The organism is Escherichia sp. KTE159, assembly GCF_000408805.1.
Classification (GTDB): Bacteria; Pseudomonadota; Gammaproteobacteria; order Enterobacterales; family Enterobacteriaceae; genus Escherichia; species Escherichia marmotae.
Map to the genome: position 1 here is coordinate 2,377,487 of NZ_KE137292.1, position 14,888 is coordinate 2,392,374.

Below are 14,888 nucleotides of genomic sequence, written 5' to 3' on the forward strand. Positions count from 1 at the left end.
CTATGCCAATACACGACAAATCCCCTCGTCCACAGGAGTTTGCTGCGGTCGACCTTGGTTCAAACAGTTTCCACATGGTCATTGCCCGTGTGGTGGATGGCGCAATGCAGATTATTGGTCGCCTGAAACAGCGTGTGCATCTGGCGGACGGTCTGGGGCCAGATAATATGTTGAGTGAAGAAGCAATGACGCGCGGCTTAAACTGCCTGTCGCTGTTTGCCGAACGCCTGCAAGGATTTTCTCCTTCCAGCGTCTGTATTGTTGGGACCCATACGCTACGTCAGGCGCTGAATGCCACTGACTTTCTGAAGCGAGCAGAAAAGGTTATCCCCTACCCGATTGAAATTATCTCCGGTAATGAAGAAGCACGTCTGATTTTTATGGGCGTGGAGCATACCCAACCGGAAAAAGGCCGCAAGCTGGTTATTGATATTGGCGGCGGCTCAACGGAACTGGTGATTGGCGAAAATTTTGAACCCATTCTCGTGGAAAGCCGCCGAATGGGTTGCGTCAGCTTTGCCCAGCTTTATTTCCAGGGTGGCGTCATCAATAAAGAGAATTTTCAGCGCGCACGCATGGCAGCGGCGCAAAAACTGGAAACCTTAACCTGGCAATTCCGGATTCAGGGCTGGAACGTGGCAATGGGCGCTTCCGGCACCATTAAAGCCGCCCATGAAGTGTTGATGGAAATGGGCGAGAAAGACGGGATTATTACCCCGGAACGTCTCGAAAAACTGGTGAAAGAAGTTTTACGCCATCGTAATTTTGCATCGCTTAGTTTACCGGGCCTTTCCGAAGAACGGAAAACCGTATTTGTCCCTGGACTAGCAATTTTATGCGGTGTGTTTGATGCCTTAGCTATCCGTGAACTGCGGCTTTCTGACGGTGCGCTACGCGAAGGCGTACTTTATGAAATGGAAGGCCGTTTTCGCCATCAGGATGTACGTAGTCGTACCGCCAGCAGCCTCGCCAACCAGTATCACATTGACAGTGAACAGGCACGGCGGGTGCTGGAAACCACCATGCAGATGTACGAACAGTGGCGGAAACAACAACCGAAGCTGGCGCATCCGCAACTGGAAGCCTTGCTACGCTGGGCCGCCATGCTGCATGAGGTCGGGTTAAATATCAACCATAGCGGATTGCATCGCCATTCGGCCTATATCCTGCAAAACAGCGACTTACCGGGTTTTAATCAGGAACAACAATTGATGATGGCGACGCTGGTACGCTATCACCGTAAAGCGATTAAGCTCGACGATCTGCCGCGCTTTACGCTGTTTAAGAAGAAGCAGTTTCTGCCCTTAATCCAGCTATTGCGCCTTGGCGTATTGCTAAACAACCAACGTCAGGCAACCACTACCCCACCGACATTAACGCTGATTACCGATGACAGCCACTGGACTCTGCGTTTTCCGCATGACTGGTTTAGCCAGAACGCGCTGGTTCTGCTTGATCTGGAAAAAGAGCAAGAATACTGGGAAGGCGTGGCTGGCTGGCGGTTAAAAATTGAAGAAGAAAGCACGCCTGAAATCGCGGCTTAAGATGAAATGAAAACGGGCCAACATGTTATGTCGGCCCCAATAAATTACGCGCTTTCCCGGACAGGTTCTCTTTCATCCAGCATATCCACTAACAGTTGCGGTTCACCAATCAAAAAGCCTTGCAGGTAATCAATACCCAAAGAATGAACCGCCTGGCGAATCTCTTCATTTTCAACATATTCCGCAACCACTTGCATTTTCTTCATTCGCGCCAGATGACAAATTGACGCCACTATCTGGTAATCCAGACTATTCGAGACAATATTGCGTATGAAGCTGCCATCAATTTTTAATAAATTGGCATTCACATTTTTTAGCCGCGCATAACTGGCATAGCCGGTGCCAAAATCATCAATTGCAATTTGGCATCCTAACTCCTGAAGATGCTGCAACGTATTCTGTGCCTGTTTAACATTGGTCAGGATATTACTTTCTGTTACCTCAAAAATAAGCTGCCACGCTTCTATTTGATATTTAGCTAAAAAATGACTGACGTTCAAAGGAAAATGCGCCTGACAAACGGAAGTTGGCGACAGGTTAATAGCAAATCGGCGGGCAGGCATTTTTTCTCTATTTTCCGCCATAAATTGCAGTGTATGTTCGATGACCCACATGTCGATGCTGGACGATAAGCCAAATTCATGCGCAACCGGTAAGAAATTGTCAGGATTGATGAGTTCATCGTTCTCTCCTTTCATGCGCAGCAGAATTTCATGATAGACATCACCACGCACCCCAGTAATCGGCTGGGCCATCAGGCAAAACTGGTTATGCTCAAGCGCCTGCTGTAGCCGATTCATCATCGCCACTTTGTCTTTTAATTCCCGTTGTAAATACATTGCCCCACGACGTTGCATATTTTCCGGGGTATTGGTCACGATGGAAAGTTCGGCAACCGTATTTAACTCCCCGAGCAGCAGGTATATATGATTAACCGGTGAGCGGACATAGCAATAACTAACGCCAATCTGAGGTTGTAACGGCATTCCATCCCAAAAGAAACGAAACTGCTTCAGATGGTTATCCAGCGCGGTAATGCGCTCCTGGTGTGATTCTGTATTCAGTCGTAACGCAAGGTCGTTGCCGGAAAGCTGATAAACAGATTCGCCCGGCTCCAGCAATGATGTCAGCCAGTGTGAAATTTTTTGTTTATATTGAATGCGTAGCATGATGCCATAGTTCTTTACCAGCATTTCCATGCCTGGGATGCGTAAATAACATAGCACGGACCAGGGTGCATCGCGCAGCGCGCGGTTCAGGGCGCGAATATTTGGCAGATGAACAACCGGGTCCACATAGGCAAGCCGTTGAATGCGTCTGACCACCGCTCGCTGACGGGTTGCCAGTACAGCCATATAATTGACAATAAAAGAAAAAACTAAATAACTGGAGGAAGTTATGGTCAGTTGCGTGGTATATCCTGGATAAAGGGGAATGTAATTCTGATAGCAGTGAATACTGATCATCAGCACTACCGCCCAGAGCAGCGATATAAACTTATAGCCGTAGCGCATTGCTCCCCACATCATCAGCGGCAACAATAACGATAACGTATAGTTGGTGCTAAAAATTGTGCTTTTTTCATTTAACGGCATACATAACAGCAACAGCAACGTACCTAAAGCCAGTAACCAGATCGCAAATTCTTTTTTGGTCACTTTTCTGTCAACCTGCTGTTTTAACTGCGAATAATAGCTACGTAAATAAAGTGGATTTCGCACCACCCGAATGATGAAATAGCACAGCGGGACACCGATAAGATTACCGACCAGCAGGGCCTGATAATTGATTAAGGTTCCAAGGTTAAAAGGCATGACGCCTACCAGATTTTCTTTGCTCGCCAGTAATCCTACAAACGCCGCAAACTGGAAAAGCACCAGGAACAACGTTGCAGGAAAAAAAATCTGCCAAAAAATTCGCTGGGAAATTAAGCGGGTATCGCCATGTGAAACGTTGTTACGCCGGGGAGTAAAGACCCTGTAACCGCCCCAACAAATAATAATAATGATAATAAAATTAGCCGTTAACGAAAGCGTTTCGTAAAGGCCAAGCTCCGCATACTTACGAACAAAAATGCCTAATGCTATACCCGGTAATGCTGCCCAGCCAAAAAACATCATCATGCTGATCATCAGAGCCAGGGGCAGATAAAAGAGAAATACTTCACCAGAGGAAATATGCGCGAAAGTATTTATTTGTGCGAAAACAGGTAAAATTAAAGAAGGCAGGATCAGCGGAAGCCCCCACCATTTATCACGTATTTTTATATAAGTTGCATTCAGTTTCATAGATGCTCAGCAGAATCCCCCACATCCTGAAGGGGTGTATTCAGACAGGCATCCCACCTGACTTCGAAAGATGATTACTCATCGCTATAGAGGACATTGATTCTAAGTGTCATATGAAAGTTCCAATTGATATATATCAAACAAAATAACCCTGATTAATGAATTATTACGTTTATTATGTTAATTCATCATTATTACATCAGCACTGTAAATAATTAAATTAATTTCCATAACATTAAAATATGTATCCACTGACGCTTTTTTACATAACGAAGAATTGACCATTTTTTCCTGATGTGCCTTAATGTAAGTACCGTCTCCTGAGTGGGACATACTTCAAGGAACCTTTTGTGAGTCAGGCAACCAGTATGCGAAAACGACACCGATTTAACAGTCGTATGACCCGTATCGTACTACTCATTAGCTTTATCTTCTTCTTTGGCCGCTTTATCTACTCGTCCGTCAGTGCCTGGCAGCATCATCAGAGCAAAAAAGAAGCTCAACAATCCACACTCTCTATCGAATCATCGGTACAACGTTAGCGGTTACCTTCGTCATCCTTCCTGAACAAGACGGCTCAATGTTGTCAGATGCTGTTGCTCTTTGTTGTTATCAAAGCGGCAAGCATTCTTTCACCTTAAATCTCGCCTCTTTGCCCTGACTGACGATCATCTTGCCTAAGGACGGAATAAACATTAAATTAATATATATATTTCAATTATATTTTTTATTAATTTATTATTTTGGTGAATTTTAATAAATTAAATCTATTCCTTTATCCGCAATACATTTACTTTCTTCTTTTGATGATCTTAAATGTCTTATTTTTCGTAATGTGTACAACAAGGAATAGTGATGAAATTTAAAAAATGTTTTCTGCCTGTGGCAATTTTAGCGTCATTCACCCTGGCAGGATGCCAGTCAAATGCTGACGACCATGCCGCCGATGTCTATCAAACCGATCAACTGAATACAAAGCAAGAAACTAAAACCGTTAATATTATCTCCATTCTTCCCGCAAAAGTTGCCGTAGATAACTCACAAAATAAACGGAATGCGCAAGCCTTTGGCGCACTTATTGGCGCTGTCGCAGGCGGCGTTATCGGCCATAACGTTGGATCTGGTAGTAACTCCGGAACAACGGCTGGTGCAGTTGGTGGCGGAGCTGTAGGCGCGGCAGCGGGTACTATGGTGAATGATAAAACCTTAGTGGAAGGTGTCTCTTTAACTTATAAGGAAGGCACCAAAGTGTACACCTCCACCCAGGTGGGTAAAGAATGCCAGTTCACAACGGGTTTAGCCGTTGTTATTACCACCACTTATAACGAAACGCGTATTCAGCCAAATACAAAATGTCCTGAAAAGAGCTAACTATCAGGAGGACTCATGAAGAAAGTTTTTCTTTGCGCCGCCATATTAGCTGCTGTTAGTAGCCCGGCTTTCGCCTCTTCATTACAGGATCAACTCTCTGCGGTCGCAGAAGCTGAACAGCAAGGCAAAAATGAAGAACAAAGGCAGCATGACGAATGGGTTGCGGAGCGCAACAGGGAAATCCAGCAAGAGAAGCAACGGCGCGCAAACGCTCAGGCCGCAGCGAATAAAAGAGCGGCAGCAGCAGCAGCGGATAAAAAAGCTCGCCAGGATAAACGGGACGCCGAATTCACTGCGGATAAAAAGCGCGATCAAAGTTATGAAGATGAGCTGCGCAACTTAGAGATTCAGAAGCAAAAACTGGCGCTGGCAAAAGAAGAAGCGCGCGTTAAGCGTGAGAACGAATTTATCGATCAGGAACTGAAACACAAAGCAGCGCAAACCGATGTTGTACAATCTGAAGCTGACGCTAACAGGAATATGACTGAAGGTGGTCGTGATTTGATGAAAAGCGTGGGTAAAGCAGAAGAGAATAAATCAGACAGTTGGTTTAATTAATCGTCTTTCCACTACCAGGCCTGTAATTCGTGAGGATTATGGGCTTTTTAATTGCATAAAAAACCCTCCAGTGGATGAACAGAGGGTTTTGTTACCAAAATATGCTGAAGCCTCGTACGAATAGAAAACCTCAGCATTTAGTGTTCGGGTTTATTCCCACTCAATAGTAGCTGGCGGCTTACCGCTGATGTCATACACCACGCGGGAAATACCATTCACTTCATTGATAATACGGTTGGAAACGCGCCCTAAGAAATCATATGGCAGGTGCGCCCAGTGTGCGGTCATAAAGTCGATGGTTTCGACAGCACGCAGAGAGACAACCCAGTCATATTTACGACCATCGCCCATTACGCCTACGGAGCGTACTGGCAGGAAGACTGTGAATGCCTGGCTGACTTTGTCGTACAGATCAGCTTTACGCAGTTCTTCAATGAAGATGGCATCCGCACGGCGCAGCAGGTCGCAGTACTCTTTCTTCACTTCACCCAACACGCGAACGCCAAGGCCAGGCCCCGGGAACGGGTGGCGGTACAGCATGTCGTACGGCAGACCCAGCTCCAGACCAATCTTACGCACTTCGTCTTTGAACAGCTCTTTCAGCGGTTCAACCAGGCCCATCTTCATCTCTTTCGGCAGGCCGCCTACGTTGTGGTGAGATTTGATAACGTGCGCTTTACCCGTCGCAGAAGCGGCGGATTCAATAACGTCAGGGTAGATAGTCCCCTGCGCCAGCCACTTTACATCTTCCAGTTTCAGCGCTTCTTCATCGAATACTTCAACGAAGACGCGACCGATGATTTTACGTTTAGCTTCCGGATCGTTTTCACCCGCCAGCGCAGCCAGGAAACGCTCTTCTGCCGGAACGTGAATGATGTTCAGGCCGAAGCGATCACTAAACATATCCATTACCTGTTCAGCTTCATTCAGACGCAGCAGGCCGTTGTCGACGAATACGCAGGTCAGGTTTTTACCGATAGCACGGTGCAGAAGCATCGCAGTAACAGAAGAGTCCACGCCACCAGAGAGGCCAAGGATCACTTTATCATCGCCCACCTGCTCGCGAATGCGGGCTACGGCGTCATCGATAATTTTTGCTGGTGTCCACAGTGCTTCACACTGGCAGATATCGCGCACAAAACGCTCCAGCATACGCATCCCCTGACGGGTGTGAGTCACTTCCGGGTGGAACTGTACGCCATAGAAACGTTTTTCTTCGTTAGCCATTATGGCAAACGGGCAACTTTCGGTGCTGGCTACGGTAACGAAACCCTCAGGAATTGCAGTTACCTTATCGCCGTGGCTCATCCACACGTCAAGCAGCGGTTTGCCGTCTGCACTTAACGCATCTTCGATGCCACGAATGAGCGCGCTATCAGTTTGTACTTCAACCTGTGCATAACCAAACTCACGCTCGTTAGAGGCTTCAACATGGCCACCTAACTGCATCGCCATGGTCTGCATACCATAGCAAACGCCGAATACCGGTACGCCTGCTTCAAAGACATACTGCGGCGCTCGCGGGCTGTTTTCTTCGGTGGTGCTTTCCGGGCCGCCGGAAAGAATAATGCCGCTTGGGTTGAAGTCACGAATTTGTGCTTCTGTCACATCCCATGCCCACAGTTCACAGTAAACGCCCAGCTCACGCACGCGGCGCGCAACCAGTTGGGTGTACTGTGAACCGAAGTCCAGAATGAGGATGCGATGCTTATGAATGTTTTCCGTCATTGACGCTTATTCCGAGGCAAGTGAAACAGATAATATAAATCGCCCGACATGAAGTCGGGCGAAGAGAATCAGGAGCCCATACGGTAGTTCGGGGACTCTTTGGTGATGGTCACGTCATGAACGTGGCTTTCCTGAATGCCAGCACCGCTGATACGTACAAACTCCGCTTTAGTACGCAGCTCGTCGATAGTACCACAGCCGGTCAGGCCCATACAGGAGCGCAGACCGCCCATCTGCTGGTGGATGATCTCTTTCAGGCGACCTTTGTAAGCCACACGGCCTTCGATGCCTTCTGGCACCAGTTTGTCAGCGGCGTTGTCGCTCTGGAAGTAACGGTCAGAAGAACCTTTGGACATCGCGCCCAGAGAGCCCATACCACGGTAAGATTTATAAGAACGGCCCTGGTAGAGTTCGATTTCACCCGGAGATTCTTCCGTACCTGCCAGCATGGAGCCTACCATCACCGCGCTTGCGCCAGCAGCGATAGCTTTAGCGATATCGCCGGAGAAGCGAATACCACCGTCAGCGATAACTGGAATACCGGTGCCTTCCAGGGCTTCTACTGCGTCAGCAACGGCGGTGATCTGCGGAACACCTACGCCAGTGACGATACGGGTGGTACAAATAGAACCAGGGCCGATACCAACTTTAACCGCGCTACAACCGGCTTCCGCCAGCGCACGAGCGCCTGCAGCAGTGGCGACGTTACCGCCGATGATTTGCAGATCCGGGTATTTGGCTCGGGTTTCGCGAATACGTTGCAGAACACCTTCAGAGTGACCGTGAGAGGAGTCGATCAGCAGAACATCAACACCAGCGGCCACCAGCGCATCAACACGCTCTTCGTTACCTGCGCCAGCACCAACCGCCGCACCAACACGCAGACGGCCTTGCTCGTCTTTACAGGCGTTCGGTTTACGCTCCGCTTTCTGGAAATCTTTCACGGTGATCATGCCAATCAGGTGGAATTCATCATCAACCACCAGCGCTTTCTCAACGCGTTTTTCGTGCATTTTGGTCAGCACAACTTCACGGGCTTCGCCTTCACGCACGGTCACCAGACGCTCTTTCGGCGTCATGTAAACGCTAACCGGCTGATTCAGGTCGGTCACAAAACGCACGTCACGACCGGTGATGATACCAACCAGTTCGTTTTCTTCGGTTACTACCGGGTAGCCAGCAAAACCGTTACGCTCGGTCAGTTCTTTCACCTCGCGCAGAGTCGTGGTTGGCAGAACAGTCTGCGGGTCAGTCACCACGCCAGACTCGTGTTTTTTCACGCGGCGAACTTCTTCCGCCTGGCGTTCAATGGACATGTTTTTGTGGATAAAGCCAATACCGCCTTCCTGAGCCAGGGCAATAGCCAGGCGCGCTTCCGTTACGGTATCCATTGCTGCGGAAAGCATAGGGATGTTCAGACGAATAGTTTTCGTCAGTTGAGTGCTGAGGTCAGCGGTATTCGGCAGGACGGTAGAATGAGCAGGAACGAGGAGAACGTCGTCAAACGTCAGAGCTTCTTTAGCGATACGTAGCATGGGCAATATCTCGACCAGAGTGGTTAATAAATATTGCCGCGGCATTATACAGAGCGTAACCGATTGCATCTACCCCTTTTTGCAAAAAATGCTTGCTATCCCCTGCTGGCGGGTTACTATCGACTGAATAACTTGCTGATTTAGAATTTGATCTCGCTCACATGTTACCTTCTCAATCCCCTGCAATTTTTACCGTTAGTCGCCTGAATCAAACGGTTCGTCTGCTGCTTGAGCATGAGATGGGACAGGTATGGATCAGCGGAGAAATATCTAACTTCACGCAACCGGCTTCCGGTCACTGGTATTTTACGCTCAAAGACGATACCGCCCAGGTGCGCTGCGCAATGTTCCGTAACAGCAACCGCCGGGTAGCCTTTCGCCCACAGCACGGGCAACAGGTGCTGGTTCGCGCCAATATTACGCTGTATGAGCCGCGTGGTGACTATCAGATAATCGTTGAAAGTATGCAGCCCGCCGGTGAAGGCTTGTTGCAACAGAAGTATGAACAGCTAAAAGCGAAATTGCAGGCTGAAGGTTTGTTCGATCAACAGTTTAAGAAGCCACTCCCCTCCCCCGCGCACTGTGTAGGTGTCATCACCTCAAAAACCGGTGCCGCGTTGCACGATATTTTGCATGTGCTTAAACGCCGCGATCCGTCTCTACCCGTGATCATCTATCCTACCGCCGTACAGGGTGATGATGCGCCTGGGCAAATTGTTCGCGCCATTGAACTGGCGAATAAGCGCAACGAGTGCGACGTATTGATTGTCGGGCGCGGCGGCGGGTCGCTGGAAGATTTATGGAGTTTTAATGACGAACGCGTAGCGCGGGCGATTTTTGCCAGTCACATTCCGGTTGTCAGCGCCGTTGGACATGAAACTGATGTGACCATTGCCGATTTTGTTGCCGATTTACGAGCACCCACACCATCGGCTGCCGCCGAAGTGGTGAGCCGTAATCAGCAAGAATTACTCCGTCAGGTGCAATCTGCCCGTCAGCGACTGGAGATGGCGATGGATTATTATCTCGCCAATCGCACCCGGCGTTTTACACAGATTCATCATCGATTACAGCAGCAGCACCCACAGCTACGGCTGGCGCGTCAGCAAACCACTCTCGAACGTCTACAAAAGCGGATGAGCTTTGCACTGGAAAATCAGCTAAAACGTGTCGGACAGCAACAGCAGCGATTAACACAGCGACTAACCCAGCAAAATCCGCAGTCACGTATTCATCGCGCGCAAACGCGGATTCAGCAACTGGAATATCGTCTGGCGGAAGTGTTACACGCACAACTTAGCGTAACACGTGAACGTTTTGGTAATGCAGTAACACACCTGGAAGCCGTGAGCCCGCTGTCAACACTGGCGCGTGGATATAGCGTAACCAGCGCCGCCGATGGCACAGTGCTGAAACAGGTTAAGCAGGTCAAAGCGGGCGATACGTTGACCACGCGGTTAGGTGATGGCGTGGTGGTCAGCGAAGTCAGTTCAGTTATGAAAACCCGCAAACCACGTAAAAAAGCGGCTAATCCGTAGGCCGGATAAGATGCGCCAGTATCGCATCCGGCAATATCACCATGCCAACACCAGATATAATCCGGGCATCACTGAATGTACCCTGGCGTATTACTCATACTTCCACACTGTTTTGCTATATCACATTTGCCTGAATCAACTCAGTGTCCCAACGCCCAGGTTTCGTTGGCGACATTTGGTGCCACCACAACAACTGCACCAGAAGGTAATTCTGTTTTCAACAGAGGTCGATGTGTTTTTCAAACCCTTGTGTTGCAGAGTTGGTGATGTAATCGGCACTGCGTTCTTTAAATGAAGTTCCTTTATTATTTTGTGCTTCTTGTCGGGTCGCTTCGCTGCCGAACTCGAGCTATGGGTCGTTATTTTGTTTAATGTTTGTCTCCGGTGCGGCAATGGCTGCACCAGAGATCAGTATCATTACAATACAGCGCCCCCAATGCACCATCCCTGAATAATATATCAATACAAAAAATTAATAATGACAGGCAGTATATTCCACACATAAAGGAAAAATCACTCAAGCAAATATAAATACAATTTTAATTAAAATGGTCTAACCGATCTGTTTATCGACCAGACACTGATAAATCTAATTTTTATAGTGTGAATATAAATTTTAAATAAAACTTAATATTCAGGAAGGACAAACTCAACACGTTTGCGGGAAATAAGCCCGTGACCATTCTGACAGAAGTAATCTACCGCACCGCAGGCTTTGAGTACCTGCAAAGGCTGATGGCAATCAGGGCACAATGCCTGGAGAGAGAAATTTTTGTCACAGGTTTCACAATGAGCGATGTCACCATTACGCTCGAGAGGTTTCTGACAGATTGGGCAGTTGAGTTCCATATAAACTCCTTCGATAAGTTTCCCCCTACTTACGAGAGGGAAACTATAGATAAGTACTTACCTACTATTACTTATTTTTTTTGATGTGCTTCATCAGACGCTTGCGCTTACGCATCTGGGTCGGCGTCAGGGTGTTACGCTTGTTCGCATACGGGTTTTCCCCTTCTTTGAACTGAATACGAATCGGCGTACCCATCACATCCAGAGATTTGCGGAAGTAATTCATCAGATAACGCTTATAGGAATCCGGCAGGTCTTTTACCTGGTTGCCGTGGATTACCACAATCGGCGGGTTGTAACCACCGGCGTGGGCATATTTCAGCTTCACGCGACGACCGCGAACCAGCGGCGGCTGGTGGTCTTCAACAGCCATAGTCATGATACGCGTCAGCATAGACGTGCCTACGCGACGGGTAGAGCTGTCATACGCTTCACGCACTGATTCAAACAGGTTACCAACGCCACTACCATGCAACGCAGAGATAAAGTGCACGCGAGCAAAATCGATAAAGCCCAGACGGAAGTCCAGCGTCTCTTTCACCTGCTCCTTCACTTCCAGGCTCAGGCCATCCCACTTGTTCACCACAATCACAAGTGAGCGCCCACTATTGAGAATAAAGCCCAGCAGGGAGAGATCCTGATCGGAAATACCTTCGCGTGCATCAATCACCAGCATCACAACGTTGGCATCTTCAATTGCCTGCAACGTTTTGATTACCGAGAACTTCTCTACCGCATCGGTAATTTTGCCACGTTTACGTACGCCTGCTGTGTCAATGAGTACATACTCACGTCCATCACGTTCCATTGGAATGTAGATGCTGTCGCGCGTAGTCCCGGGCATGTCGTAAACCACCACGCGCTCTTCACCGAGAATACGGTTAGTGAGTGTAGACTTACCCACGTTCGGACGACCCACTATCGCCAGTTTGATCGGCAGACTTTGCGGATCGAAGTCGTCTTCCTCTTCTTCTTCCTCGCCATTCTCTTGCGCTTCAAATTGCGCCCAATATTCCGCGTCTTCATCCACTTCTTCTTGCGGCGCGATATCTTCCATCCACGGTAGCAGAACATGCTCAAGCAGACTCAAAACACCACGACCATGCGAAGCGGCAATCGGGTAGATTTCACCTAAACCAAGTGAATAAAAATCAACGATTGCTTGATCCGGATCCAGTCCGTCAGTTTTATTCGCCACCAGGAAGGTTGGCTTTTCGCGGGAACGCAGATGTTTGGCAATGGCTTCATCCGCTGGCATCAGACCCGCGCGTGCATCCACCATAAACAGCACCACATCCGCCTCTTCAATCGCCAGCAGCGATTGTTCCGCCATGCGGGTTTCTACACCGTCTTCTGTGCCGTCAATCCCGCCGGTATCAATACAGATAAACTCGCGGCCTTCAATTTCCGCACGACCGTACTTACGGTCACGAGTCAGACCCGGGAAATCCGCAACCAGCGCATCTCGGGTGCGAGTTAGACGGTTAAATAACGTGGATTTTCCTACGTTAGGGCGCCCGACAAGCGCGACCACAGGTACCATGTTTAAAGCCTCATTTTTATAAATCATCAGACAACGCCCGCAATTTTCGCGTCGTTGTTAAAAACAGGAAAACGGCCCCTGTCCAGGAGCCGTTTTCAAAGTGAACGACAGAGACGATTAACGTGTAATGGAATACACGGTCCCGTCTTTTGCCTGGATCAGCAGTTTGCCATCAGCGGCAACCGGGTCAGTCTGGAAACCGGAGCTATCAACTTTTTGCTGGGCAACGAAACGGCCATCTTCAACGTTAATCCAGTGCAGATAACCTTCGCTGTCACCCACCACCAGATTGCCATTATACAGCACCGGGGACGTCAGCAGGCGATGCAGCAGATCGCTTTGAGTCCACAGTGTAACGCCACCGTCGATGGTCAGCGCCATCACCCGGTCATTTTGATCGACCAGATAGATGCGGTTGCCGTCGACGATGAAATCATTCACCGAACCCAACTCGCGTTTCCACATAATCTGACCACTGCGCAAATCAAGCGCCGTCAGGTTACCATTATAGGCCAGCGCGAAAACAACACCGTTCACCACAACCGGCGTAGTATCAACATCGCTCAAACGGTCGATTTCGGTAGAACCGGTCGCCTGGGAGATACGCTGCTGCCAAATCATCTGTCCCTGCTGCATCAACACAGCACTGACGCGACCATTATCACCACCGACCACTGCCGCACCAAATGCAGTTGCTGGCGCAGACTCGCCACGCAGAGAGAGCGAAGGCATATCGAGGTTAACTGTCCATTTAACAGCGCCGTCAGCTTCGTTCAACGCCTGCAACTGACCGTTGCTGGTGTGAATCAAAACCAGACCGTCACTGACTACCGGACGAGAAAGTGCTTCACCCGCTACTTTGGTTTGCCATGCAACAGTACCATCGCTGGTGTTCAGCGCGTAAACCTGCGCTTTTTCGCTGCCAATATAGACATGACCACCCGCGACGGTCACGCCGCCGGAAAGTAACGCAGGCTCTTTAGATAACCAGCCATCTTTCTCGGCCAGACTGACAGACCAGATTTCTTTGCCGTCATCCGCATTCATCGCTTTAACCAAACCAGCGCGATCGGCAGCATAGACAACGTTATCCGCCAATGCCGGATGAAGATTAGAGTAGAAGTTACCAATGCCGCTACCAACGGAAGTGCTCCACGCCGTGGTCGGCGTAAACTGGTTTTCAACGGTCGGTAATGGGGACATCTTCACCACATCTTCTTCACTGTTAAACAGCGAACAGCCGCTTAAAAGGGTAACGGAAAGCATTCCTGGCAGCAGTAATTTACGCAATTGCATCGGGTCCCTCTCAGATGGACAAATTATTAATTTTCATCTGCATCATTTCACTCAGTGCCGGGGTAACATCGCTTTTCACGCCTGTTTCCCACGCACTACGCGCACCTTGCTTATCACCTTTGCTCAGCAATGCTTCACCACGCAGGTCAGCAACAATAGCAGCCCAACCTTCACCTTTAATGGTATCGAGGGTTTTCAGCGCGGCATCAGCCTGCTTGAGCTGCACCTGAACTCGGGCAAGACGCAGATTTATCACGGCTTTGAGATTTTCATCGCTCGTGTCCGCCAACCCTTGTTGTAATTGGGCGGCAGCTTTCTCTAGTTCATTTTTGTCAACAAATTGCTGCGCAAGTTCCAAAGAAGCCAGCGCGCCATAAGTATTTTTATTTTCAGCAGCGAATTTTTCCGCCGCCGGGATGCTGTCCGGTTTGCCTTCGCTCACTGCGGTAACCGCATTTTGATAAGCAAGAGAAGTGGATCGTGAGGACTCAACCTGATGGCTGTTCCAGTAGCGCCAGCCAATCAGTGCGCCAACACCTAAAATCACCCCAACAGCCAGTGCTTTGCCATTTTCAGCAAAAAAGCGTTTAACTGCTTCAACCTGGTCGTTTTCGTTCTCGTAAATTTCCACGCTGTCC

The 14,888-nt window shown here is 48.9% G+C and carries 13 protein-coding genes and 1 pseudogene; 5 read left to right on the top strand and 9 right to left on the bottom strand.

The window, feature by feature from the left end; translation table 11 throughout:
* Positions 1 to 2: 2 nt before the first annotated feature.
* Positions 3 to 1,544, top strand: coding sequence for an exopolyphosphatase (gene ppx / locus A31E_RS10305; protein WP_016249066.1), 1,542 nt, complete (start codon positions 3 to 5; stop codon positions 1,542 to 1,544).
* Between the two features lie 44 nt (positions 1,545 to 1,588).
* Here the strand turns inward: ppx and A31E_RS10300 are convergent, their stop codons facing one another.
* Together A31E_RS10300 and A31E_RS26100 are read right to left on the bottom strand one after the other, a co-directional pair.
* A complete protein-coding gene (locus A31E_RS10300; RefSeq protein WP_016249067.1) occupies positions 1,589 to 3,832 on the bottom strand; it encodes a bifunctional diguanylate cyclase/phosphodiesterase in 2,244 nt (747 codons plus the stop codon).
* A gap of 180 nt (positions 3,833 to 4,012) precedes the next feature.
* Positions 4,013 to 4,165: a hypothetical protein gene (locus A31E_RS26100; RefSeq protein ID WP_000019728.1), complete on the bottom strand. Its 153-nt coding sequence runs from the start codon at positions 4,163 to 4,165 to the stop codon at positions 4,013 to 4,015.
* Positions 4,166 to 4,182: 17 nt separating this feature from the next.
* Here A31E_RS26100 and A31E_RS0122850 point away from each other — a divergent pair, with 17 nt between their 5' ends.
* The 3 genes from A31E_RS0122850 to A31E_RS10290 all read left to right on the top strand — a co-directional run bounded on the left by A31E_RS0122850 (position 4,183) and on the right by A31E_RS10290 (position 5,761).
* On the top strand, positions 4,183 to 4,374 hold the full coding sequence (locus A31E_RS0122850; protein WP_000076002.1) for a YfgG family protein: 192 nt from the start codon (positions 4,183 to 4,185) through the stop codon (positions 4,372 to 4,374).
* Positions 4,375 to 4,684: 310 nt separating this feature from the next.
* Complete coding sequence (locus tag A31E_RS10295; protein ID WP_010378956.1) at positions 4,685 to 5,203, top strand: outer membrane lipoprotein; 519 nt, start codon at positions 4,685 to 4,687, stop codon at positions 5,201 to 5,203.
* Between the two features lie 15 nt (positions 5,204 to 5,218).
* Positions 5,219 to 5,761 (top strand): DUF5384 family protein, encoded by a 543-nt coding sequence (locus tag A31E_RS10290; RefSeq protein WP_000755156.1) that lies wholly within the window; start codon positions 5,219 to 5,221, stop codon positions 5,759 to 5,761.
* Positions 5,762 to 5,911: 150 nt separating this feature from the next.
* Here the strand turns inward: A31E_RS10290 and guaA are convergent, their stop codons facing one another.
* A complete protein-coding gene (gene guaA, locus A31E_RS10285) occupies positions 5,912 to 7,489 on the bottom strand; it encodes a glutamine-hydrolyzing GMP synthase (RefSeq protein ID WP_016249068.1) in 1,578 nt (525 codons plus the stop codon).
* A 68-nt stretch (positions 7,490 to 7,557) separates the two neighbouring features.
* Positions 7,558 to 9,024, bottom strand: a complete 1,467-nt coding sequence (gene guaB, locus A31E_RS10280; protein ID WP_001516870.1) for an IMP dehydrogenase — start codon at positions 9,022 to 9,024, stop codon at positions 7,558 to 7,560.
* Between the two features lie 161 nt (positions 9,025 to 9,185).
* Here guaB and xseA point away from each other — a divergent pair, with 161 nt between their 5' ends.
* On the top strand, positions 9,186 to 10,562 hold the full coding sequence (xseA, locus tag A31E_RS10275; protein WP_016249069.1) for an exodeoxyribonuclease VII large subunit: 1,377 nt from the start codon (positions 9,186 to 9,188) through the stop codon (positions 10,560 to 10,562).
* A 238-nt stretch (positions 10,563 to 10,800) separates the two neighbouring features.
* On the opposite strand, the pseudogene A31E_RS26600 reads toward xseA, so the two are convergent.
* The 5 genes and pseudogenes from A31E_RS26600 to yfgM all read right to left on the bottom strand — a co-directional run.
* Positions 10,801 to 11,007 (bottom strand): annotated as a pseudogene (locus A31E_RS26600) (hypothetical protein); the annotation flags it as partial.
* A gap of 182 nt (positions 11,008 to 11,189) precedes the next feature.
* Positions 11,190 to 11,411 carry a zinc ribbon domain-containing protein gene (locus A31E_RS10270; RefSeq protein WP_000422354.1) on the bottom strand — a complete coding sequence of 74 codons (222 nt, stop codon included), beginning with the start codon at positions 11,409 to 11,411 and terminating at the stop codon, positions 11,190 to 11,192.
* A 67-nt stretch (positions 11,412 to 11,478) separates the two neighbouring features.
* Positions 11,479 to 12,954: a ribosome biogenesis GTPase Der gene (gene der / locus A31E_RS10265; protein WP_016249070.1), complete on the bottom strand. Its 1,476-nt coding sequence runs from the start codon at positions 12,952 to 12,954 to the stop codon at positions 11,479 to 11,481.
* A 117-nt stretch (positions 12,955 to 13,071) separates the two neighbouring features.
* Positions 13,072 to 14,250 carry an outer membrane protein assembly factor BamB gene (gene bamB / locus A31E_RS10260; protein WP_001177078.1) on the bottom strand — a complete coding sequence of 393 codons (1,179 nt, stop codon included), beginning with the start codon at positions 14,248 to 14,250 and terminating at the stop codon, positions 13,072 to 13,074.
* Positions 14,251 to 14,260: 10 nt separating this feature from the next.
* Complete coding sequence (gene yfgM, locus A31E_RS10255; protein WP_016249071.1) at positions 14,261 to 14,881, bottom strand: ancillary SecYEG translocon subunit YfgM; 621 nt, start codon at positions 14,879 to 14,881, stop codon at positions 14,261 to 14,263.
* Positions 14,882 to 14,888: the final 7 nt, after the last annotated feature.

Coding starts and splice junctions, on each gene's coding strand:
- A31E_RS10270 (WP_000422354.1), bottom strand. CDS start 11,411: ATGGAACTCAACTGCCCAATCTGTCAGAAACCTCTCGAGCGTAATGGT.
- ppx (WP_016249066.1), top strand. CDS start 3: ATGCCAATACACGACAAATCCCCTCGTCCACAGGAGTTTGCTGCGGTC.
- A31E_RS10290 (WP_000755156.1), top strand. CDS start 5,219: ATGAAGAAAGTTTTTCTTTGCGCCGCCATATTAGCTGCTGTTAGTAGC.
- bamB (WP_001177078.1), bottom strand. CDS start 14,250: ATGCAATTGCGTAAATTACTGCTGCCAGGAATGCTTTCCGTTACCCTT.
- guaB (WP_001516870.1), bottom strand. CDS start 9,024: ATGCTACGTATCGCTAAAGAAGCTCTGACGTTTGACGACGTTCTCCTC.
- xseA (WP_016249069.1), top strand. CDS start 9,186: ATGTTACCTTCTCAATCCCCTGCAATTTTTACCGTTAGTCGCCTGAAT.
- A31E_RS26100 (WP_000019728.1), bottom strand. CDS start 4,165: ATGTCCCACTCAGGAGACGGTACTTACATTAAGGCACATCAGGAAAAA.
- guaA (WP_016249068.1), bottom strand. CDS start 7,489: ATGACGGAAAACATTCATAAGCATCGCATCCTCATTCTGGACTTCGGT.
- A31E_RS10300 (WP_016249067.1), bottom strand. CDS start 3,832: ATGAAACTGAATGCAACTTATATAAAAATACGTGATAAATGGTGGGGG.
- der (WP_016249070.1), bottom strand. CDS start 12,954: ATGGTACCTGTGGTCGCGCTTGTCGGGCGCCCTAACGTAGGAAAATCC.